Below are 22,367 nucleotides of genomic sequence, written 5' to 3'. Positions count from 1 at the left end.
CCTCCGTCATGTGTTTTCAGCATTCAGCATAACGAAGGTTTATTCCATATATCCTGTCAGACTAAGACACATGGGACAGGGAACTTAAGGGAGATTATGAGACGCTGGAAGATAAAATATGTCCGTCACCATCCAGTAGATACACATCGACGACAACACCATCGCGCACCTTTGTGAGAATTTGATTCCGGGCGCAAAGTGTCAATTTCTTAAGAAAATGAGGATAATCGCGTGCGCGATTGACTATGCCTCCCGCCGTGGTTAACTGCTTAATGTCTTCCATAACCGAAGGCTTCACTCCGCTGTCTTGCGCTAAGTTCAGTAACCACGTTATGTCCACGGAAGATTCATAGGCATGAAGATCCATTGCGCCTAGCGCGACTTTAGTTAATTTCCCGGGCATGGCCGCAAAAATGACGCGTGCCACCTTCGGTCGGATATTAATAACATGTAAAGCATGTCCCAGAAAGCGGCCTATCTCCACGATAGACTCAGGGGCAAAAGATGTAAAATATTGCTCAGCCCACTGTTTCGAACGGGTTCCGGGAACTAAAACTACTTGATCGTGATTCTCGCAGGCCACTTTGGTCGCTAACACCACGGACGCTTTCCACGAAGACAATGAATACGGCCGAACCAAACCGGTTGTGCCCAAAATGGAAATCCCACCTAAAATGCCCAAGCGCGGATTGCATGTATTTTTAGCAATGTCTTCGCCATTTTCTACTGCGACCGAAATCTTAAGACCGGCGTATGACGAAAACCATGATTTATCGAATACCGTTTCCATCATCTGCTGGGCTTCATGCAAAATCATTTTTTGTGGGATACGGTTAATCGCAGGAGACCCAAGACGTAAACCCAATCCCGGTTTGGTCACACGTCCTACCCCCTCACCTCCCTCCACAACAATGCCAGGAAGGGAATTTCCTTGCACTGTCACCGTGATTAATGCCCCATGTGTAACGTCTGGATCATCTCCGCCATCTTTTTGAATCGTGCAATACGCACGCTCTCCATGAACCGATGCAGAATACACCGGGAGATGCGCTCTTTTGCCAATAGGCAACGTGATAGTCAAATCCGGAGGAAGGACGTGTCCTGCAAGCAACCATAAAGCTCCTTGTGTTGCCGCTGCAGCACATGTGCCAGTGGTAAAGCCCTGCCTTAGACGCTTTTTAACGCCATCGACATCAACGTCCTCATAAATCGCCCCGAGATATAAGTCGTCCACTAGGCTTTACCTCCTGTTCCGTCCGATACAAACTCAAAAAGATCTGAACGGCCTATACACCACCCTCATGTTACTATACAGGAGAAAAAGAATTTACACGCCCCTTTAATTCGTGTCAACTTTTCTTAGTTTCGGTCGGGATAGGAGTATGAGGAGGCTGCACGAGCATTTTGCTCAAAATGCGCTGCTCCAACGCATCTAATGAATAGACCCGGTCTTCCCCCACCTCTTCAGACTCGCCTAATTCAAGTGCCCGGCGAACGACCACTACGGGAATTCCCCGGTCTAATGCTGGCTGCACTTTGTCAGATAAATCATAACTTCCCGCCTTGGTAACGACTAGCTGAGGATGGAATTGATCATATAATGCCCCATTCACAGACTGCGAAAAAGGACCAACCATGGCGATGATTTGCTGCGGTGCGAAACCTAGCGTTTCCGCCTTGTGAATAGATGATGATTTTGGCAAAATCCGGATCACGGGATTCACTTGGGGTCTTGGCAAGAGGAACTGCGCATACACATCAAGAAATTTGCTCCCAACCATTAATAAAACGGTCCCAGACATCGTCGCTGCAATCTTGGCTGCGTCCTCATGGCTTTTTACGAATGAAATCAACGAATGCTCAGGAAGTGATGAGGTTCGGACATATCTCACATAATCAACATGCAGTGTCTCACTAACTGTCTTAGCAAGTTGATGAATGATCTGTGCATCAGGATGAGCCGCATCGACAATATAGTTCACACGGTGTTGCTGGATAAATTCAACTAAGCTGTGATAATCAAAGCTGCCGTAATGCACATCGACGCCAATGGGCCAATGATGGGAGCTCGGAGCATTCTGATAGGACAGCGTCACGGGTATCCGGCGAGCGGCAAGGCGTTCGGCAACTTGTCGACCCTCAATCGTGCCGCCCAGTATCAAAACCCGAAGATCCGGTGAGGAGTAGTAGCCCCGTGGCGTAATGAGACGCTCCTGCCACACGAAAGTTTGCGAATTCCCAATGAGGACAAGGCTAAACATGTCAATAGGATGTGTCAATAGATGTTCCAAATCTGTCAAAACCACCGATTCATCAGCCCGAGAAACGTTTCGGACAATAGCTGCGGGCGTTTTAGGACTACGGTAGCGAAGAAAGATATCTCTGGCTTCTTCAATCTGATGCTGACGCTTAGCACTCCTGGGATTATATAAAGCCATCACAAAATCCCCCTGGGCTGCATGCTCAAGGCGCTGTCTAATTGTGTTCCACGGCGTCATTAAATCACTCAAACTTAATACCGCAAAATCATGCATAAGGGGTGCACCCACACGAGCTGCAGCCGCCTGCACGGCAGAAATTCCTGGGATCATTTCGATGGGAGGCGGGTTTATTGGATCACGTTGGCTTAAATACTCAAAAATAACACCGGCCATCCCGTAGATCCCCGCGTCGCCACTTGACACCACCGCAACATCATATCCATCTACGGCATATTGCACAGCGATGGCTGCACGGTCAACTTCTTGTGACAGCTCTCTTGCGACAATGATTTGACGCTGTGGATCCAAAACCGACTTCAATAGCTGTAAGTAACCATGATAACCAATCACGACATGAACTTGCCCTAAAATTCGTGTCGCGATCGGTGTCATTAACTGAAGATCACCAGGCCCCATGCCAACAATATAAAGGGTTCCTGTCATTTTTCTTGTCCTCCTAATGATGATGAGCATGTCCATGGTGATGGTCATGAAGATGATGATGAGAACTAGGATAACGGTGCCCGGCCAAATCACGCATCCATTCAACATTGTAAGCGGTATGTTCTCCCCGAAGCACTTCGTGCACTCTTTGGGCAACAACCTGAATAATTTCTTCTTCCAGACCAAAATATTGGGTCACGGACACCATCACATCTGGATGTTGTGCAGCAAACTCGTATGAAACGCGTTCAATTTTTTTAAATAAGGCGCCCGTAAACAAAAAATAGGGAACAACAATAATCTTGCGCGCGCCTAATTGGTAAATCCGTTGAAGTCCTTGAGGCAAAGAAGGAAAGGTAATTCCAATAAATGCATTTTCTACCAGGGCATATTCCGTGCGTTCCCAAAGCATGCGGGACATTTGATAAAAATGCGCATTCGCTACGGGATCGGAACTTCCTCGGCCGACAAATAGAATCCCTGTATAGGGCTCCGCCGCAAAAGACGCTAAACGCTTTAAGATTACCGTCATAATATCGGGGTGAAATCCCAAATGATCGCCATACCGAATATGAAGATCAGGATAAGTCTCCGCCGCATGCGCTAATTCATGGGGAATATCCTGCATTTTGTGTCCGGCATCTAGTAACATCACCGGTATGGCCGCCAGATTTCTGATGCCGTTTGTGACCAGCTCGTGAATGGTCTCGTCAATGCTGGGCCGGGCAAATTCCAAAAATGCCCGGTACACGGGAATTGTCAAAGACGGCTTTAACACGTCCTCCACCTGTTTTACCATTTCATCAAATTGTCGGGAGCCTTCTTCATCTCGACTGCCATGCCCTATCAGCAATATTGCGTCGGTTGCTTCACTCATTATCCATTCCTCTTTTCTCCTTTTGAAATATCGGGCAATAGGCCTTAGCCAAATGCGCGCACCAGGCCAACAGCCATTGTCACCCGGTCTGACTTGACCTTTCGCACAATTAAATTCCCTCCTTGTGCCCCTAAAATGGCGGCCGGCTCAGCCACCGCCATGGCACCGGTGGCACGAAAAACATGGGGATTGTGCGTGGCCTGATCGAAAACAATCGCATTTAATTCCGCTGCCGAATAATATACAATGGGCCAACCATGCGACGTGGCAAATATCTTAAAGGTCAAATCTCCTTGCTTAATATCAATGGTTGCCACCTGCGCCACACTGTCCACGGCGAGATGATGTTCCCTAAATATTTGGACCAGGAGCTGTTCAAAATCCTCTAGTGGGGTATTACGGCTAAAACCTATACCTACTGTCAAGACCTTAGGATGATAAATGAGAATCGGTTTGTTCAACGTGGCATGAGGCGGAGAAACTTGACGATGGGTAATCCATATCCACCCTTTCATTTCATCCATGACGCTTTGGGGAACGGCTGTCCAACTATGGTAGATCCGGGAGGCAAAATAATCACGATAATTCCAGTGCATGGGCCCGCTTTCTTGAATCACACCTATCGGTTCGTTATCCAACATCATACGCGACATAACGGGGATCATGGCGGAAGAGTCAAGGGACCATTCCCATTCCTTTCCAATCATATCTAAGGCCGGCACTCCTAAACTCTCGGATCCGGTTGTCATGACTGGAATGGCCTGTAATATCTTAGCCACGTCATAAGTCGCTTGGTTTCCGCCCCGGACATGGCAAGACAAAAGACAAATCGCATATTGTCCTGCATCATCTAGGACGGTCACACTCGGATCGGAATACTTATCGCGAAGAATAGGAGCGATGAGCCGGACGACAGCTCCCAGGGACATCACAAATATCCAGTGGTCATAGGCATGAAATTTCTCTCTTACAACGTCTTTTAGCGGCCCGTTATAGGTGTAGGTGGGGCCAATTGAGCGAAGGACCGCATCACTGAGGCGATCCGGAACCCAAAGATCGAACACTTTATGGGGACGCAAACGCTCGATAAGCCGTAATCCCGCTCGCGAAATCAATACCGCTGCCCATGTTTCTTTCCTCATGTCGTCGTTCCTCGTTTATCCTCCTGGGGTTGTCGAAATAAATGAGAAAAGGCGGGATCATACAAACGTGAACGAATATCCTGAGCATACTCTTCAATCGCTGGACCCGCCAAAATCAAGGCATGCCGATGAATGCGGTGATGACGCAAATCTTCTGATAATGTTTTCACCGTGCTCCAAATAATCTTCTCGTCAGGCCATGTGACTTTATACGCCACAACTAGAGGATCAGACTCTTTAAATCCCGCATCAAGGAGCTCACGCGTTACCTTCCCCGCTAGTGCTGCACTTAAGAAAATCGCCAAGGTTGCCGGAAAACGAGCCAAATGAGATAAGGACGCGCCTTGAGGCAGTTCACTGGCTCGCCCCTCGACCCGTGTCAATATTAGCGTCTGTGATTTTCCGGGTATGGTTAATTCTTTTTTCAAAGTGCTTGCTGCGGCGAACACCGAACTTACCCCAGGAATGATTTCAAAGGGAATGTGATAGTTCGCTAATGCCCGCATTTGTTCGGCAATCGCGCCATAAACGGCGGGATCTCCCGAATGTAAGCGGGCCACAACATGATTTTGCTGGACAGCTTGCACCATCACCGCGATGATTTCATCCAAATGGTGATCACTACTGGTCACAATGTGAGTCGATGCGCGACAATACGAAAGAATTTGCGTGTCAATAAGCGAATCTGCGTAAATGACCGTATCGGCCTGTTGAAGAATGTGCATTCCTCGAACGGTTAACAACTCCGGATCTCCAGGACCTGCCCCGATGATGTAAACCATTCCCGCTTTAATCTCTTTCATGGGTTCCCTGCCTTCGTAGGTTTTTGACCGTTGGACGATACGATGAGAAGTGACATATAGGGTAAGGGCCTTTCTTTTAACATGGTAATATCCGCGATCATTTCTTCATCATTCAACCCAATATGAGATAAATAAACGGTATTGGTCAACAACTGGCGTGACGCCAATAAATTATAAATCTCATCAAATACCTGCGCTACCTTCAAAATCACGACGGTGTCACACAGATCAAGCGCTTTGGCAACTTTCTCGAGATTATGGGAAGCTGGAATAATAGCAAGGGACTGATGAGACTTTGTCAGCGCATGTCCCCACCGGGCTGGACCGGCAAGAATTGATGAAATGCCAGGCACTACACGGATCTTGATCTCAGGACATTTGGTTTCAACAGCCTCCGCGAGATAGGAAAAGGTGGAATAGAGGGACGGATCCCCTTCAGTCACAAACACGACATCCACCGGTTTTCGCAAGTACGACAGGGTTTCGTCAGCCGCATCTTCCCACGCCTGATGCAATAATTCAGGATTACGGGTCATGGGAAATTGTAATCGCAATAATGTTTTCTCCGGACCTAAATAAGGTGCAATAATCTGTTCAGCGCGGCCAGGATGACCATCTGCACCGTAAGGCAGGGCAATAATGGGAGCCTCTCGCAAAATCCTATCTGCTTCCAACGTCAACCATTCGCGATTGCCAGCACCGGCTCCTAATCCGTATAGGGTGCCACATAATTTCATTACACTTTTCAACCTTTCTATAGTTCTGAAGGCATAATTTCATCATCTTACTTTTCCGCGTGTTCTATTGCCATAACAGGATTGTCCGGTCGAGCGGTCCATTTTGTCCGCGCTGGCCGGATTCCGTATTCTCTCACTGGATATCCCCATCACGCGTAAAATTCTAAGCTACTCAGCTTGCATGCTTCTTTCGTTCGCCATACTATTAGCAGGAAGTGGCTGAACAGGTTTTTTTGCCGAAACAACAAAGACCGGATTATCGGGAAGAAATCGTGGAATTGTCATCTTATCATCCAGCAAGGCCGTTTGCACCATGCGCACGTTCCATGAATATCCCTGCGGAAACAGCTGTGATATTAGAGATAGATGATCAAAACGCACGACATTCAAGACCATCACGCCCCCGGGCTTTAACCGCTGGCTGACCGTTTCAATAATGTCGGTGAGCCGTCCTCCTGATCCACCCACAAATACCGCATCGGGATCAGGGAGAGGATCAAGAATCTCAGGTGCTTCCCCATAAATGGGCGTAACGGCCGCCTGATGGCTCCGGATATTTTCGCATAAAATCTGATAATCGCGAGCGTTTCCTTCAATAGCAAAAACTTTTCCGGTGACACCAACAATACGGCTGGAATCGATCGCCACCGATCCGGTTCCCGCACCGATATCCCACAGAATACTGTGCTGATGTAATCCAAGTTGGGCAATACTGATTGCCCTAACTGGCTTTTTGGTAATCATACCGGGTTGCTCGGGCCGATGTTGAAATGTATCATCCTCCATGCCAAAAGGCTGAAATCCGGCACGGTTATTAATCAAAATCACGACCGCATATTCTCCTAGACGTTGATTTTGAAAGTCCTCAGCAGTCCCCACGCTAATGTGTTCATTATCCCTATCGAGGTTTTCACAAACATACATAGACACCCAAGGCAAATCGGCCGCGACGAGAGTTTGAGCGATTTTCCCGGCGTGATGGTCGGGATCAGTCAGCACTACCACTTTGGGATAGCGGACGATCCAACCAATCACCGGTTCTAATGGGCGTCCATGAACGCTTCCAAAAAATGCATCGTGCCATGACATTTTTATTTTGGCAAAAGCGCGTTGGATGGAGGAGACATGGGGAATCACGACCAGCTGTTCAGCACCCAAAGACCGGTATAAAAACTCTGCAATGCCAAAAAAATTTGGGTCTCCCGTCGCCAGCACGACACGTTTTTGATCATAATGTGTCTTCAAATGCGTGGCCATTTGTTCAAGAGGCGCTGTGATGGCATACTTTTCAGCGTCACCCGGAACGTGTCGCAATATAAAACGACTGCCATAAACAATATCAGCTGTTTGTATAAGACGCTGTCCATTTTCATCCAATTGATCTAAACCTTGGGGTGGCAGGCCCAAAATATAAATCGGATTGGCTATCATAGGCCCTTCTTGTCCACCAGTGTCATGAAGGCGTTGACAATTGCAGCCCCCACGGGACTTCCTCCTTTCAGCGACAAATTGGTCACAAAGGGAATTTTCTGCTGCTGTGCCAATAGCTCTTTAGATTCCTTGGCCATGACAAATCCCACCGGAACGCCGATAACCAGATGAGGGGTCCACCCCTTTTCGTCAATCAGCCGCAAAGTTTCTAATAATGCGGTGGGAGCGTTGGCAATGACCACGATGGCCGCATTACCGTGCACATCAAATGCGTGTCGAATACCCCATGCTGAGCGTGTAATCCCAAATTTTTGTGCCATAGTATCTGCATGGGTATGATCCACATAACAAAAGCTCTTCAGCCCCAAACTCGTCATCATCGTCCGATTAAAGCCTACCTGTACCATATGGACATCAGTAATAATCGGTATATTGCGCGTTATCGCCTCGATCCCTGCATTTAAAGCCTGGGGGTGAAATTGCATCGTATCCCGATATTCCCAATCTGCTGTCGCATGAATAACCCGCTCAATGATATGACGTTCTTCATCCGAGCAGTTTAAGGTAGTTAATCCCTGACGAATTTGCCGGAAAGACTGCTCATAGATTTGTTGAGGTGTCATGGGCGTCACATCTAGGCCCCCTCTTCTAATGTGCCATAGTCAGCATGAAGAATCTGGGCAATTTTCTTTGCCCAATGCATCGCAATCCGACTCGTATCTGCATCAATAACCTGGATATGCACCGGACTTTGGTCTAACGCTTCTTTGCACTCCCTAGCCCGTAGGACATGCTCATCCCAATGGCTTGTAATCCCCGGAACTTTACCATCTGTCATCAGATAAAGTTGAAAGACCCATGGAGTCTTTGCATTCCACTTCTTTAATTGAAGAGCCGTCTCCTGCAATCCCTCCCACAACGGGGTATTGCCCCGAGCTGGCATCCTCTCAAGAATGGACCGCAGCCGTCCCAGTTTATTGGTAGGAGCCAAAACAACCCGCGCTTGATGATGACCAAAGGTTAACAACGCAAAATATGCGCGCTTACGATACGCTTTTTGTGCAATCTTCATGATGGTACCTTTCACCCGTCCCAAGCGCTTAATACTTCCCATCGACGCACTGGTATCCACGACAAAGACCACTGCAACCGGACGGGGATGTTTCGATTTGCGAAAAATCAAATCCTTACGACACCATGCTTGAGTGTGGGCGGTCCCATGTTGCCGTTTAATTTTTGCCGTTATTGTTCCGGGCCAGTCAATAAATACGGCATGGGGTTCATGAGCAAACTGTTTCCGGTTCTTCCCCCGTAAATAAGATAGGGATGGTTGGCCTAGCCGGCGTGAGATTAGAAGACGCGTTCCCGTCTCCTTCTTCATCCCGAGACTATACCGCCATGGTCCGAAATCCTTAGATACCATAAAATGATGGAACAAATTCATAGGGATAATCCGCTCGGCTTCTCCGCCATCACCAGGATTGTCGATGTCTTGATGATGAGCACTGCCACCGGAAGAGTGGGGCTCTGATGGCATCGACGACGCAGGCGAATGGAGTCCCTCTTGCCGGGATCGGTCTTGGCTGCCGCTATTTTGATGGCCGCGGGGCGGCGGAGGGGACGAGGGCCGGGTTCGGTGACCCAACACTAATGGTGCTACCACATCGACATCCATCGTATCGACCCATGTCTTGCCATTCAAGGCGGCGTAGGCTCGGCTCGCCTCGGCCATGACAATATCGGCTCGCAAACCTTCAACATGAGCTTGTACTGCGCGTTCTGCAATATAGCGTAAAATTGCGGTCGGCATTGAAATTTCCGGCAACAGCTGTCGGGCGTTGAGAAGGCGTTGCCGCCAATTTTGTATGGATGTCTCCCATTGTTCGATAAACAACTCCGGCTGTTGATCAAATGCGAGCCGCCGTTCTGTAATTAATACGCGCTCCTCAATGTTTTGAGGGGTGGTAATCTCAACCGAGAGCCCAAAGCGGTCTAAGAGTTGGGGACGAATTTCACCCTCTTCAGGATTCATTGTGCCCACTAGCACAAACTGCGCCGGATAAGCCAATGAAAATCCATCTCGTTCAATGTGGGCCATACCGGAACTGGCAGCATCCAATAACAAATCAATCAATTGATCGTCTAAGAGATTGACTTCATCAATGTATAAGATCCCCCGGTGTGCCTGCGCAAGCAGCCCCGGAACAAAACGGGTATGGGATCGCCTGAGCACTTCCTCCAAATCCAAATGGCCTAAAACCCGGTCTTCCGTGGCTCCCAGGGGCAATTCAATAAAAGGAGCTTGTCCCATGACCGTTTCCGATGTGCCATGTTCGCACACCGGACAAAAGGAAAACGGGTGGATCGGATCGCAATGGTAGGGACAATCTTTGCGCAAGGCAATTTGCGGGAGGATTTGGGCAAAAGATCGCACCGTGGTGGATTTGGCATTGCCGCGTTCGCCTTGTATCAAGACCCCGCCAATGCGTGGAGATATGGCTGTAAGGGCCAGAGCTAATTTTAGTTCGTCTTGGCCCACAATCGCGTCAAGAGGCATTACATAATCAGTCATCGTCTTCTCCCCACTCCTCTAACGTACTTTCGGTTTCCATTAACGCGTCTACAACGTTTTCATAGATGGTGGGATCAGGGTGTTCCCACATACCACGTTGATGTGCTTCAATAAGCCGTTCAGCAATGTCTTTTAAGGCCCAAGGATTGGATTTTTGGAAAAATTGACGTACGTCTTGATTGACAACATAAGCCTTAGCCACTTCGTCATACATCCAGTCTTCCAACAAATCCGCTGTAGCATCATAGCCAAATAAGAAGTCCATGGTGTTAGCCATTTCCAGCGCCCCTTTATAATCATGACGCATTGCCGCTTGAATCCATTTAGGATTGACAACACGACTACGAAACACACGGTAAGCCTCATCTTGAAAAGATCGTACCGTCGACCGGGTTGGATCCGAGGAATCTCCAAAATACAAATCAGGCATCGACCCCGTGAGAGAACGAATAGAGGCCGCCATGCCCCCATGGTCTTGGAGATAGTCATCACTATCAAAAATGTCATGTTCCCGGTTGTCCTGATTTTTGGTTGCAATCTGAACACGCATTAGGCGTGCAGACAATTCCGGGTAAGCAAATGTGCCATAATCCGTATCGCTATAGGCATAACTTGACCAGGTTAAATATAACTGGGCTAAGTCATCAGGATTTTGCCACTGTCCCGTGTTTAAAGCAGGAAGAATCCCCGACCCATAACTTCCCGGTTTACTGCCAAACACGCGCCACAACGCTTGATGAGCCGCTCGCTCAGCAGATTGTCCTTGGGCCATAGCCTTTTTCGTATCACTAAGCCAATGGGCCCGAACGGGATTGAACTCAAGGGGTTCGTCGGCTTGAGCCACTATAGTGACCGCCTGATGAATCAAATCGATGACATTGCGAAATGCATCGCGAAAGAACCCGCTAATACGTACCGTGACATCCACACGAGGGCGTCCCAATTCTTCTAAGGGGATAATTGCGAGGGATTGGATACGCCCGTTCGCTTGTTCCCATATAGGACGGACTCCCAATAAGGCTAAAATCTCGGCAATGTCGTCTCCCCCTGTTCGCATAGCAGCGGTACCCCAAACCACAATGCCAACAGACTTCGGCATCTGCCCGTGATCTTTTTGATATTTCTCTATCAATTCTTTGGCTAGGCGCTGCCCAACTTGCCATGCCGGAATGGAGGGAATGCTTCGCGGATCTACCGAATAAAAATTACGCCCAGTCGGTAAAACGTCAATCATTCCCCTAGTTGGCGCGCCGCTGGGCCCAGGAGGGACATATCCTCCATCTAAACCGTGTAACAGCGCCGCAGTTTCGGTTCGAAGGTCCTTCAGAAAGGGAACGATCCGGGTGTGCACGACTTCTATTACTGAGGTGGTTTGAGGTAACTGCTCTGGCCTGTTACCCTCCACACTCTCAGCTAATAAAGTTTTTGCAAGACGTTCTACGGCCATCTTCACGTCCCCATAAGTTCGCCTGACGCTCTTAGGCAAATGAAGCTCGATCAAGGAAGGAACCACGCCCCAATAAGGACGTCCTAAATTTTCCTGAAAATCCGCCCAATTAAGGCCCAAATCTTGACACAGTGCCTCGGGCATAGAAGGAACCTTATTGGAAAATGGCAGACGTGCCATGGCATAAAGAAGTTCTCCCCAATTCTCCGGGGTCTTTGGACCTTCCCCTAAAATGTGCAACCCGTCACGAATTTGCCGTGCTTCCAATTCGCAGAGATAGCCGTCAATATCGAGAAGATATTGCGGAAAATCCTGAGGCCGATCAGATTGATTAAGATCACGGTTTAAGTGAATGGATTCCGCCAATTCCCAAATTGCCTCTTGAATTATAGGCAATTTACTCGGGTCCAGCGTTTCTGCTTGATAATATTGATCAAGCAGTTGCTGCATTTTCACCAGGTCGTCGTAAAGACCAGCCGCCGTGACGGGAGGCACCATGTGATCAATTAACACCGCATGACTCCGCCGTTTGGCCTGGGTTCCTTCCCCGGGGTCGTCGACGATGAACGGGTAAAAGTTAGGTAAATCCTCTAAGACAATGTCGGGAAAACAGTCTTGGGACAATCCAATCCCTTTTCCTGGTAACCATTCCAAGGTTCCGTGTTTTCCTAAATGAATCACGGCATGTGCCTGAAATTTCTCTCGGATCCACTGATAATAGGCCATATAATGGTGCGAAGGCGGTAATTCCGGGCTATGGTAAATTCCCACCTCATCCTCACCATTACCCCGGGGTGGCTGAATGCCCACGAAAATGTTGCCAAAAACACACCCAGGAATCTTCATCGATATATGTCCATGCTCCCCTTGTCCCGGGGCAACTCCCCAGTGTTTTTCCACCTGTTCCCGCACTCCGGGATTGAGAGTCTGGTATTTCTTTGAATACATGGAAACCGGCAATTCAGCCATTTGTAGCCATTGTTCTTCAGTGAGGTAATCCTCATCGTGTGTTCCCCGGGCAATGAGTGTTTTCATTAGCTCATCACCATTCGCTGGAAGTAATTCACGCGGGCCTACATCATATCCGCTTTCCGCCATCAAGTGCAACAACTTCACTAAAGACTTTGGCGTGTCTAGGCCAACAGCATTGCCGATACGTGAATTTTTCGAGGGGTAGTTCGTTAAAACAAATGCGACACGCCGTTGGGGTAAAGGTGTTCGTCGCAGCCTGACCGCTTTAGCTACCATATCACACAACCGGTTAACCCGGTCCAAAATTGGTACGTAACGCCGGCTTCGAATCCCATGAGATGTCGATGGCTCCTCTTCCCGGAATGAAACCGGAATCGTAATAATTCGGCCATCAAATTCGGGAATAGCAACGTTCATAGCCGTTTCAAGAGGTCCAAGGCCCAAAGCACTGGCGCGCCATGTTTTCTCCGATCCCAAAGAAATCAGTGCTTGAAAGACTGGTACGTCCCATTGCATCAATAAGTTGGGCTCACCCTGAAGTGCCAATCGTCCGGACACCCCCTGCATCTCTTCTTGGAGTCCCACCGTCGCAAAACTCATTGTAATAATCACAGCATCAACCCCGTCTAACCATGCTGCTACTTGTTGGTCCGTTTTGAGGGATTGGGTAAAAACGGGCAAGGGGCGCATATCGCGGTGAATCAGTTCGGTGATAATCGCATCGATAAACGAGAGATTTCGGCTTAACCAGTGAGCACGGTAAAATAAAATTGCGACAGTAGGATGGCTATCATATTCTTGAGTGACCTCCTGCCACTGTTCTCGCGTCAAGGCTTCATCCATGGCAGGCCAATAAATCCCTGTCCATGCCTCTTCATAAGGAGGTTCATATCCATAGTGCGTGCCAAGAAAATGATCGGACACAAAACATAGAAGATGATAAAAATTGCGCTCTCCTCCGAGTGCTGCATAACGCATAGCTTGATCGGACAACACAAAATCCACATTGGTAACGCTTTGCAATTCTTCGCTGGGTTCAAGATCTCCAGGCCATGCCATCAGGGGAATCTTGTTCTGCCAACAAAGTTGCACAATGTTATCAAACAGATGAGGACACGCCTTCCGTCCCCCCAAAAGACGCATAATGACCAGTTCCCCGTGATGAGCAATGTGATGCAGAATATCATCCTCATTGACGACTTCGGTCAAATTGACGGCCATGACGTCCCAGGGACGTGATGAGTCACGTTCACAGGCTTTCGATAAACTTAGCAAATCGGTCTCAGCAGTCGTTAAATAAATGATCATGCGTTATTCTCAATCCTCACAATCTATTGCCATTAGGTGATAGGTACCCAGTAGGTCGGTCCAATAATCTGTGTTAAGCACCGAAACTTTTCCACAGGGTACTGACAGGCTCTCAAAGAATGCTTGCAAGTGGGGCGCAATGAGTATGCTCTGAGCACAGAGACCGCGTTCCATATACCAGTTGGCGGCCTGCTGCGACAAAATCAACGCGACATCGAAATCTGTCTGCAGGTGATAATCCCAGAGCGGATCCATCACGCGCTTTTTAGCAGCTCGGGTCCAGCATCCTTTTTGGGGCACCTTGGTGGTCGAAAGTTCCTGAGATAATTCCCAAGGCACGTATAAATCGACAAGATTTCCGATCGCTGGTGAATGCCATAATTCTTCAATGTCGACCGCTTTCACTTCGGTAAATCCTTTGGCCTGTAGTAATGGACGTATCTCAGTGGGACACATCAAGGAGGGCAAATGTCTAATATCCCTGCCAATTTTCTTCCACCCTGCAAGAAGGGGTTCTAGCAACGAAGCTTCATCAAGATATACTTGAGCATTAGAAGACAGCTCCTGCAAAAGCGGATCGTCTGCTACGGGTTTGAGATGGACAGACCAATTAAACACTTCCGCACCGTGCTCGCGCAGGTTCATCAATTGCGACCATGGCAACGGGTAAGTGCTGACAATTAAAACGCGTTGACCATAATGAGGCTCAGATTCAAACCACGACAATTTCGTGCCTACATTCACATTTTCACCAAAAACTAAAAGACAGGGCGATTGCAAGCCATGGTGATGAATCGCGTCGGGAAGATCTTGTAACAAAGCCTGTACCGTACGCTGATGTCCCCATGTTCCCCATTCAATCGCACAGGCCGGAAGCGTGGCCGGAAATCCCTGGGACAGCGCGGTATCAACAATTTGTTGAACATGTTCTAGTCCCATTAAGACAATCCATGCATGCTTGTCCCTCCACGGGTAATCAAATTCGCCACGAAATCCGCCGACAATGCTCACGCCTTGCACTATTTGACGATGCGTCACAGGTATTCCCGCATAGGCTAATGATGCCAATGATGAACTTAGCCCGGGAATAATCTCAAACGGAATATTTTGAGCGGCTAACACTTCGGCTTCTTCGCCACCCCGTCCAAATAATAGAGGATCACCCCCTTTGAGCCGCACCACATCTCGGCCCGCTAAGGCATGCTGCACGAGGAGTTGATTGATGGCGTCTTGACTGGTCGAAATTTTCTGATGTTCCTTACCTACATAGATTCTTTCAGCATCTTCTGCGCACAAGTCCAAAATATTGGGATGAATTAAACGGTCATAAACGACCACGTCTGCCTTCTTTAATACGCTTACGGCGTGAATAGTTAATAACCTGGGATCACCAGGTCCTGCACCTACCAGGTACACTCTTCCCGGATCTGCTCTCACAATTTGCCCTCCTGCTCGGCTCTCCACGATTCTAAGGCTTCTTGAATTTTTTCATCCCACGTCTCTTGCGTCCATCCTTCACGGTTCCCCCGCTCTAACCACGTCCACAATGGTAATGTGCTGATATACCCCCACAACCGCGATCGCTCTTCCAAAGAATAACGGTCAAGGATGTCCTGGCGCATTCGGTGCATCCCGGCAATTAAACGCGACCACTGAGGATTAACAGACGCACTGAGTTGTTCCAATAAAATGGGAGCTAAAAGGGGAGCCTGACCCATCGTCGATGCCGCGAGCAGGAAAGACTCACGGCGCAGAACCGCCATCATTTGAAAATCTCTTGGTCCCTGGGGAGAGACATTGCCGGCAAGAATTCCTTGACGGCGGGCTTCCAACACGATTTGCTGATTCAATGCCGGATCATTCGTGCAAGCCATCACACATTGTATGCCTTGCAAATCATGAGAGTGATAAGTTCTATTCCGCCATTTCACCTGCCCCGCCTCGATATATGGATATATCGCCTCGTGCACAGTGGGACTGACAATGGTAATAATGGCTCCGTTATCGAGGAACTCCGGCAGTTTGCGATATGCTGACTGTCCCCCGCCTACGAATAAAACCCGCAAATTGTTCACGTCCAGCAAAATAGGCACATAGCCCATATCAGTCTCCCACCTAATAAAAAATCCTCTCAACAGCACGAGAGGATGGATCTCTAGTAAACTAGAGCACCATCTCCCGTTTCCGCGAACAGAAGATGTCTCAACCCCAAAGGCAGGTCTCCTGACTCTTCCATCAACAGCGCTGATGGAATTACAGTGGCGGGACCGTTCAGGCCTTTCACCTGATTCCCTATTCTCTTGCCGGCGGCAAGCACCTCTGAGGCTAGATTGAGCATGTAAACCGTTACCTGATTGTGCCTATCATATCATGGAATTAATGATCCGAACACGACCACCGATTAAAATAAACCATGTCGTCAAATGGTCGTCGTTGTTCCCATCCGACGCGTTCTAATAATGGTATCTCAGGAAAATAGGGCGTATAGCCTACAGTCATTAAGGCAATTGGATCGATACTCTCAGGAATCCCTAAAATCTCACGAACATCTTCCTTGCGGAAAATGCTGACCCAGCCCATACCCAGTCCTTCAACCCGAGCTGCCAACCACATATTTTCAATCGCACACGCTGTCGACATCAGATCCGTTTCAGGAATCGTATTCCGGCCAAGAACATGTGGTCCGCCCCGCTGAGAGTCGTTAGTCACACAGATTGTAACGGGCGCGTCTAATAAACCTTCCACTTTTAGCCGTAAATAATGTAATTGACGCATATCGCTGTAATTTTGAGCCGCAACCAACCGTTGTTGCTCGACAACCTCGTGCAATCTCTTTTTAATGTCGGGATTGTCAATAACAATAAAATTCCAGGGTTGCATAAATCCAACGGACGGGGCATGATGAGCTGCCATAAGAACACGTTGCAGCACGACCTGAGGAATGGGATCCGGCAAATAGACGCGAATATCACGCCTGCCCTCAATTACGCGGTAAAAACTCTCACGCTCGCTCTCAGAAAAATCGCCACGTACGGGTTGTTCAAGCGGCAAAGGCTTCGGTATTAATGATTCCTTGGCATGAGGATTTGATACTCGTGCGTCGGCAAATGTTGCCGTTTCTTTTAAAATCACGCACCCTTGTTGTAGCAAGGGAAATACCAATAACGCCGCTGACGCTTCTCCGAGACCCATATCCCATTTTAATAATGGTTTGAGATCCATTGCCGCCAATAATGCATGATGTGAGGGCTCGTGGGATTCATGTGCCGCAATAAAATATTGCCGGCAATCGGTATTAACACGAACAAGCCCCAATGCCGCCACGGTAGTGATGAGACCATCTAATATAATAGGAATTCCGGATTCCACCGCTTTGGTATAAGCTCCCACTAGAGCAGCAATTTCGAGGCCGCCTAACTTGGTCAGAACATCCCAATAATCCTCCGGATTAGGATGGTTTACCGCTAACGCTTGGGCGATTATATGCACTTTGTGTATCCGGTGGTGATCATCAATACCACTGCCCATTCCCGTCATCTCGTCTGGATCACGTTGTAACAAAGCACAAGTCATAGCCGTAGACGCGGTGGTATTACTAATGCCAAGCTCCCCTGCAATCAATACATCCATTCCCTGCGAGATGAGCGCACTAGCTATTTCATAACCGACATGAAGAGCTTGGTCGACGTCTTCCAAGGTCATGGCTGGTCCGTTAACAATATTATGCGTACCCGCTCGGATCTTTTGAACGATGACTTTGGGATGGCGTACAAGGCTCTTAACGCCCACATCGACAATTTCCAAAGGAATCTGGTTATAACGCGCTAAAACACTGCTCACAGCCGTTTCCATGGCAATATTGACGGCCATTTCTTCGGTCACGTGCACGTCATATCGCGACACATGCTCGTTGGAGACGCCGTGATCCGCTGCAAAAATCAGCGCGTGCGGTTTACGTAATTCGGGGATAATTTTGCCTTGAATAGCAGCCAATTGCACAACGAGCTGTTCTAATAGGCCAAGACTTCCTAAGGGTTTGGTCAGATTGTCCATGCGTTCTTGGGCTCTTTGGCGAAAGGGCATTGAAGGCGGTGTGACTTTATTGAGTATAGTTTCAATTTCTTGACGGTTCATACCTCATCCTCAGTATCTTCTAATTGAGTTCGCGATGCCGCGATGCGAGCTACTTCGCGAATCACCACCAAGCCCGCAAACGCTGCCGCCAAGCCGGTGAAAAGCGTCCCGGTCAAATACAGCACCGCCAAGCCTTTCGTGCCCTGCCATAACGTATGCACTCCTAACATAAACGTCGAAAACGTCGTAAATCCCCCTAAGACGCCCACGCCCCAAAACAAACGCCATTGATTGGCTAAGACACCCAGTTCCGCACTGAGGGCCATGATGATCCCAATGAAGAAGCTGCCCAAGACATTAATGAGAAAGAAATTGACGGGCAGTTGATGATACGTTCCGATTAGCTCCAGACCCGTCCGCGCTAACGCGCCGAGACCGCCGCCTAGGCCTACCCAGATCCAATTTTTCATGGGCTTAAACCCTCCCCAGCAGGAGACCGATTTCGACTCCCGCCAGCCCGAGACCGACATTGAAAAAAACATTCAAAAACGCCAAACCCAGTAATTTTTCTTCGATAAGCCGCCAGGTTTCATAGCTAAAGGTTGAAAACGTGGTAAAAGCGGCAGTAAAGCCCACATCCAAGAAATTAAAGACGGCTCCTGAGGAAAATCGGGACACAATGAGCCCAATGAAGAGACAACCCAGCGTATTAATGACTAACGTGCCATACGGAAAGCCCCCGCTCGTGCGCTGTCCAACCCATTGTCCAACCTGAAATCGCGCCACCGCTCCCAAAAATCCGCCGATAAAAATAATGATGTCGTTCAGCGCAGTTCGCTCCTTTCCTAACATCTTTTATACCATAACGGGAAAACTTTTTTGGCGTCGTCATATACTGAATCTTGCACTATAGTTAATATTGTTGTATGATGTATCTAGATGGTTGGTAAATATCTCATGCATAAGTTCCTCAGTTGCAAGGGAAGGTATGACTATCGTTTTGGGGAAAAACGTGATTTCATAAAAAAACATTACGATTCTAGAACTAGAAAAGGAGGGTATTATTATGGCTCAGTTAACAAAAGAAACAGCCAAAGAACAATTAGTTCAAGCGGCACATTACTTAGCATCTCACGGTCTCTTATTTCGGGGTAATCATGCCAATTTATCTGCTCGAATTAGCGACGACCAAATTGTCATGACAAAGGGCGGAAGCATTGCTAATCTTTCTGTGAACGATTTTGCGATTGTCGGGTTGAATGGGAAGGTTCTAGAAGGCGACATGGAACCGACGATGCAAGAAATCATTGACATGCACGTTGGGATTTACAATGTTCGCCCATCGGTGGGATCAGTTATTCATACGCATGCCCCTCACGTTACTGCATTTTCGGTAGCGCAAAAAGCTATCCCATTAGTGTATGAGCCGTTGCTGCGCTTTGGCGTCAGCGAACCCGTTCCCGTTGTTCCGTGGGCACCTCGTGGATCCAAAGCGTCAGTCGATGCTATTGTTGATATTGCGAAGAACCATCCGGGCCTTCCCGCGGTGCTTATGGCTAACCATGGAGTATTAGTCTTCGCCGACAATCCCATGTCCACCGCCAGTCTGTTAGGAACTTTGGATGAAGCTGCCGAGCTTTATATTCTGGCCGAATCGTTAGGTGGGGCCAAAGTATTGCCAGAGCTTGCTATCGAGCAAGTCCGCGAACGGATGATGGCTTTTGGGAGCAAGCACTAATTTTATCGTAAACAAAGTGTCTGACAAATGGAGGAATCATATCGTGAATCTCGAAAAGAAACAACGCATTTTGGAACAAATTCGTCAAGAAGAAATCAAATTGGGCCGTCCCATTAAGTTACGACGTTATTTGGCTGAAGTAAACCCGAACATTGCAGAGGCCCAGGCAACAGTTAGTAAACTATACCGGGAAGACAATCCTCTTGATGCCAAAACAATCGCCATGGTCAATTTGGCTGCGGCTTTAGTTACTCGTGTGCCGATGTGCATTCGCAATAACATGCAAGCCGCTTTAAATGCCGGAGTAACACACGAAGAGATCGGTGCGGTGATGGCCCATGCCCAATTTATTGCTGGGACCGCCGTCTTTTCAGCCTCCTTAGAAGGACTCGAAACCATTTTGCAAGAACAGCAAGCTTAACAAGCACCCAAAAAAGGAGGCAACTACTGCCTCCTTTTTGCGGATTCAGGAGGTGATACCCATGCCGAATCTAAAACGCTATCAGACCGGAAAACATCTTGAAGCTTTTGTTCTTTTACTGCTATATCAACAACCGGATCATGGTGGCCATCTTCTTTCCCGTCTGAGTACCATGTTGCCAAAAGAATGGACCGTCGATAGCGGACGCATCTACCGGTTATTACGCGAGCTGGAAGAAGATGGTTGTCTCACGTCATCGTGGGTTACAGAAGATAATGGGGCCCCCACGCGTCAATATCAAATTACCCCAGACGGAAAATCCCGATTGGACGCGTGGGCTCAAGAGATGGAAGTCAAACAAGCCTCTTTGGCAACGTTTTTAGCCAAATATCATGAAATTACCGGTTTATCCTCGGCTGACGACGCAGCCACCGTCTCAGCAAGCCAGAAGCAACCATAGGAGATTGTGAAGAGGTTAAGGACGGCAATCCATATTGGCGTCCCATTCGAGAAGCTTGATCTCCGACCAGTATGATTTCACATTGAGGATTGAGTTCTTTGATCATCAATAGTCCGTGACGAAATACGTCGCCAGAACCCTCTTCACTGGTAAAGATCAAACCTGTTGGCAACGCCGAAATGACAAGGCTGGCAAGAGGATCGCGCAAATTCATTCCTAGGTCCCATGCCATCCATGACTTGGTTTGCGCTAATGTCCGTTTCACATCGGTAATCTCAGGCCTATAAAAAATAGGCATCCACGGCATCGGAGCGGGTACAATCCATCCCCACGTTGCAACTTGAGGCGTAAGCTTGGCATAAGGAAAATTGTCATTGGAAAAATTTCGCGATTCCCATAGCCGGGTGACAAGAGCTTGTTCCCAATCATAGTCTATCAGCATCCCCTCTTGATATTGAGTTTTCATCTGCTCAAGAAGATCGCGCCATAGGAGCTGGCGATGAAAAGTTCCAGAAGTCGACCATAAGAACCACCGGCGCGGAATGTGAATGCGTGGGGCTGTGGGTATCACTTTAAGCCATTTTTTTAAGTCATCAGGACCTAAAGTTTGTTCCCACACTTCCACATGTTCACCCAAAAGGGTGCGCCAATATTCCGCATCACTCGTCCACACAACCCACTGTATCATTGGTTCCTGTTCAATCAGTTTGACAAGTTGCTCGGCAGACACGTGCCGAATAACGCGTTCTCCCAATAAAACTTTTTGGGCCCGCCTGGCCAGTTTCCGAACTTCCTCCCAGGAATGGACGATAGTCACCCGGTCAAAGTCCTCATGATTCACAATTTCCTCTTGTATAAAATGTTCAAGACCAGCGTGTTCCACCGCCACGATAATCACGATTGAATCCCCACCACTGAAACACTTCCGTGAACACTGAGCTTTTCAAATGTTAGTGCCTGGGACCATGACATTTCCACGAGTAAAGATCCTCCTCCCGTCCCCATCAATCCATTGCCATGAGGAGCATCAATGACGGTTACAGGACCCGAAGACCACAAATGTCCCGATGCACTGATTACTAAAATGCGCACCTTTTGTCCATCCTGCGCGAATGTCGAGGATGAGGGAATATCGACTAAAATTCCTCGCGATGATTGGGGTTGGCGCGAGAACATAGCCGGTGACACAATTTCACCGGGACTCAGCGCAATTTTTAAATATCCGGGGGATAGGTTCTCCATATGCCGGTTCATCGGTATCCAATGGATATCAGATGGCCGTAAAAAAGTGCCCTGTGCATAAGATTGTTCCACCACCGGTACCCGAGGTAAAGGACGTAACCAGGGCAGCACACTGAGTCCCCCATAGACAAGTCCAGCCACTAACATTCCCCACAAAGCCGACGATTTAACGGATAAGACAGATTTCAAGGCAATACCTCCTATTGGCTTACGCTACGT

At 48.3% G+C, this 22,367-nt stretch carries 20 protein-coding genes and 1 riboswitch; of the genes, 3 read left to right on the top strand and 17 right to left on the bottom strand.

The genetic code is table 11. The features are described 5' to 3' along the window. Positions 1-94: 94 nt before the first annotated feature. From cbiD to crcB, 15 genes are all read right to left on the bottom strand, one after another. On the bottom strand, positions 95-1,234 hold the full coding sequence (gene cbiD, locus AOA63_RS00810; RefSeq protein WP_053957926.1) for a cobalt-precorrin-5B (C(1))-methyltransferase CbiD: 1,140 nt from the start codon (positions 1,232-1,234) through the stop codon (positions 95-97). A gap of 115 nt (positions 1,235-1,349) precedes the next feature. Beyond that, positions 1,350-2,924 carry a precorrin-3B C(17)-methyltransferase gene (gene cobJ / locus AOA63_RS19490; protein WP_171822553.1) on the bottom strand — a complete coding sequence of 525 codons (1,575 nt, stop codon included), beginning with the start codon at positions 2,922-2,924 and terminating at the stop codon, positions 1,350-1,352. Between the two features lie 13 nt (positions 2,925-2,937). Then, entirely contained in the window at positions 2,938-3,801 is an 864-nt protein-coding gene (locus AOA63_RS00800) for a sirohydrochlorin chelatase (protein WP_053957925.1), read from the bottom strand. A 44-nt stretch (positions 3,802-3,845) separates the two neighbouring features. Then, positions 3,846-4,943 carry a cobalt-precorrin 5A hydrolase gene (locus tag AOA63_RS00795; protein WP_053957924.1) on the bottom strand — a complete coding sequence of 366 codons (1,098 nt, stop codon included), beginning with the start codon at positions 4,941-4,943 and terminating at the stop codon, positions 3,846-3,848. Beyond that, entirely contained in the window at positions 4,940-5,746 is an 807-nt protein-coding gene (gene cobM, locus AOA63_RS00790) for a precorrin-4 C(11)-methyltransferase (protein ID WP_053957923.1), read from the bottom strand. Before cobM ends, AOA63_RS00795 begins: the two co-directional genes overlap by 4 nt. Further along, positions 5,743-6,495, bottom strand: coding sequence for a precorrin-2 C(20)-methyltransferase (gene cobI, locus AOA63_RS00785; protein WP_139061416.1), 753 nt, complete (start codon positions 6,493-6,495; stop codon positions 5,743-5,745). The genes cobM and cobI overlap by 4 nt, the downstream gene beginning before the upstream one ends. A 156-nt stretch (positions 6,496-6,651) precedes the next feature. Further along, positions 6,652-7,914, bottom strand: a complete 1,263-nt coding sequence (gene cbiE, locus AOA63_RS00780) for a precorrin-6y C5,15-methyltransferase (decarboxylating) subunit CbiE (RefSeq protein ID WP_053957921.1) — start codon at positions 7,912-7,914, stop codon at positions 6,652-6,654. Then, complete coding sequence (locus tag AOA63_RS00775) at positions 7,911-8,537, bottom strand: precorrin-8X methylmutase (RefSeq protein WP_242848356.1); 627 nt, start codon at positions 8,535-8,537, stop codon at positions 7,911-7,913. The genes cbiE and AOA63_RS00775 overlap by 4 nt, the downstream gene beginning before the upstream one ends. A gap of 11 nt (positions 8,538-8,548) precedes the next feature. Next, a complete protein-coding gene (locus AOA63_RS00770) occupies positions 8,549-10,486 on the bottom strand; it encodes an ATP-binding protein (RefSeq protein WP_053957919.1) in 1,938 nt (645 codons plus the stop codon). Continuing rightward, entirely contained in the window at positions 10,479-14,213 is a 3,735-nt protein-coding gene (cobN, locus tag AOA63_RS00765; RefSeq protein ID WP_053957918.1) for a cobaltochelatase subunit CobN, read from the bottom strand. The genes AOA63_RS00770 and cobN overlap by 8 nt, the downstream gene beginning before the upstream one ends. Positions 14,214-14,222: 9 nt before the next feature. Further along, positions 14,223-15,650 (bottom strand): uroporphyrinogen-III C-methyltransferase, encoded by a 1,428-nt coding sequence (gene cobA, locus AOA63_RS00760; protein WP_053957917.1) that lies wholly within the window; start codon positions 15,648-15,650, stop codon positions 14,223-14,225. Beyond that, entirely contained in the window at positions 15,647-16,315 is a 669-nt protein-coding gene (locus AOA63_RS00755; protein ID WP_053957916.1) for a precorrin-2 dehydrogenase/sirohydrochlorin ferrochelatase family protein, read from the bottom strand. The genes cobA and AOA63_RS00755 overlap by 4 nt, the downstream gene beginning before the upstream one ends. Before the next feature lie 94 nt (positions 16,316-16,409). Then, positions 16,410-16,549, bottom strand: a riboswitch (cobalamin riboswitch). A 40-nt stretch (positions 16,550-16,589) separates the two neighbouring features. After that, positions 16,590-18,347 (bottom strand): nicotinate-nucleotide--dimethylbenzimidazole phosphoribosyltransferase, encoded by a 1,758-nt coding sequence (gene cobT / locus AOA63_RS00745; protein ID WP_082343642.1) that lies wholly within the window; start codon positions 18,345-18,347, stop codon positions 16,590-16,592. Then, the gene (locus AOA63_RS00740; RefSeq protein WP_053957914.1) at positions 18,344-18,757 is read right to left on the bottom strand and encodes a fluoride efflux transporter FluC; all 414 of its coding nucleotides are present in this window, start codon (positions 18,755-18,757) and stop codon (positions 18,344-18,346) included. Before AOA63_RS00740 ends, cobT begins: the two co-directional genes overlap by 4 nt. A gap of 4 nt (positions 18,758-18,761) precedes the next feature. Beyond that, on the bottom strand, positions 18,762-19,139 hold the full coding sequence (gene crcB / locus AOA63_RS00735; protein WP_053957913.1) for a fluoride efflux transporter CrcB: 378 nt from the start codon (positions 19,137-19,139) through the stop codon (positions 18,762-18,764). Between the two features lie 214 nt (positions 19,140-19,353). Here crcB and AOA63_RS00730 point away from each other — a divergent pair, with 214 nt between their 5' ends. The 3 genes from AOA63_RS00730 to AOA63_RS00720 all read left to right on the top strand — a co-directional run bounded on the left by AOA63_RS00730 (position 19,354) and on the right by AOA63_RS00720 (position 20,906). After that, entirely contained in the window at positions 19,354-20,025 is a 672-nt protein-coding gene (locus AOA63_RS00730) for a class II aldolase/adducin family protein (RefSeq protein WP_053957912.1), read from the top strand. 43 nt (positions 20,026-20,068) lie between these two features. Beyond that, positions 20,069-20,446 carry a carboxymuconolactone decarboxylase family protein gene (locus AOA63_RS00725; RefSeq protein ID WP_020373893.1) on the top strand — a complete coding sequence of 126 codons (378 nt, stop codon included), beginning with the start codon at positions 20,069-20,071 and terminating at the stop codon, positions 20,444-20,446. A 61-nt stretch (positions 20,447-20,507) separates the two neighbouring features. Further along, positions 20,508-20,906: a PadR family transcriptional regulator gene (locus AOA63_RS00720; RefSeq protein WP_053957911.1), complete on the top strand. Its 399-nt coding sequence runs from the start codon at positions 20,508-20,510 to the stop codon at positions 20,904-20,906. On the opposite strand, the gene AOA63_RS00715 is transcribed toward AOA63_RS00720, so the two are convergent. Both AOA63_RS00715 and AOA63_RS00710 read right to left on the bottom strand, forming a co-directional pair. Continuing rightward, on the bottom strand, positions 20,845-21,804 hold the full coding sequence (locus AOA63_RS00715; RefSeq protein ID WP_053957910.1) for a hypothetical protein: 960 nt from the start codon (positions 21,802-21,804) through the stop codon (positions 20,845-20,847). The genes AOA63_RS00720 and AOA63_RS00715 overlap by 62 nt on opposite strands. After that, complete coding sequence (locus AOA63_RS00710) at positions 21,801-22,337, bottom strand: hypothetical protein (RefSeq protein WP_053957909.1); 537 nt, start codon at positions 22,335-22,337, stop codon at positions 21,801-21,803. The genes AOA63_RS00715 and AOA63_RS00710 overlap by 4 nt, the downstream gene beginning before the upstream one ends. Positions 22,338-22,367 lie beyond the last annotated feature (30 nt).

The sequence above is a fragment of the Sulfobacillus thermosulfidooxidans genome, from assembly GCF_001280565.1.
Classification (GTDB): domain Bacteria; phylum Bacillota; class Sulfobacillia; order Sulfobacillales; family Sulfobacillaceae; genus Sulfobacillus; species Sulfobacillus thermosulfidooxidans_A.
The sequence above is the reverse complement of the archived record's forward strand: the minus strand, read 5'-3'. Positions and strand labels throughout refer to the sequence as shown.

What these genes read in the sequence shown, in the direction of transcription:
- cobJ (WP_171822553.1), bottom strand. Translation starts at nt 2,924, where the DNA reads ATGACAGGAACCCTTTATATTGTTGGCATGGGGCCTGGTGATCTTCAG.
- AOA63_RS00800 (WP_053957925.1), bottom strand. Translation starts at nt 3,801, where the DNA reads ATGAGTGAAGCAACCGACGCAATATTGCTGATAGGGCATGGCAGTCGA.
- AOA63_RS00795 (WP_053957924.1), bottom strand. Translation starts at nt 4,943, where the DNA reads ATGAGGAAAGAAACATGGGCAGCGGTATTGATTTCGCGAGCGGGATTA.
- cobM (WP_053957923.1), bottom strand. Translation starts at nt 5,746, where the DNA reads ATGAAAGAGATTAAAGCGGGAATGGTTTACATCATCGGGGCAGGTCCT.
- cbiE (WP_053957921.1), bottom strand. Translation starts at nt 7,914, where the DNA reads ATGATAGCCAATCCGATTTATATTTTGGGCCTGCCACCCCAAGGTTTA.
- AOA63_RS00775 (WP_242848356.1), bottom strand. Translation starts at nt 8,537, where the DNA reads ATGACACCTCAACAAATCTATGAGCAGTCTTTCCGGCAAATTCGTCAG.
- AOA63_RS00770 (WP_053957919.1), bottom strand. Translation starts at nt 10,486, where the DNA reads ATGACTGATTATGTAATGCCTCTTGACGCGATTGTGGGCCAAGACGAA.
- cobN (WP_053957918.1), bottom strand. Translation starts at nt 14,213, where the DNA reads ATGATCATTTATTTAACGACTGCTGAGACCGATTTGCTAAGTTTATCG.
- AOA63_RS00755 (WP_053957916.1), bottom strand. Translation starts at nt 16,315, where the DNA reads ATGGGCTATGTGCCTATTTTGCTGGACGTGAACAATTTGCGGGTTTTA.
- cobT (WP_082343642.1), bottom strand. Translation starts at nt 18,347, where the DNA reads ATGAACCGTCAAGAAATTGAAACTATACTCAATAAAGTCACACCGCCT.
- AOA63_RS00740 (WP_053957914.1), bottom strand. Translation starts at nt 18,757, where the DNA reads ATGAAAAATTGGATCTGGGTAGGCCTAGGCGGCGGTCTCGGCGCGTTA.
- crcB (WP_053957913.1), bottom strand. Translation starts at nt 19,139, where the DNA reads ATGTTAGGAAAGGAGCGAACTGCGCTGAACGACATCATTATTTTTATC.
- AOA63_RS00730 (WP_053957912.1), top strand. Translation starts at nt 19,354, where the DNA reads ATGGCTCAGTTAACAAAAGAAACAGCCAAAGAACAATTAGTTCAAGCG.
- AOA63_RS00720 (WP_053957911.1), top strand. Translation starts at nt 20,508, where the DNA reads ATGCCGAATCTAAAACGCTATCAGACCGGAAAACATCTTGAAGCTTTT.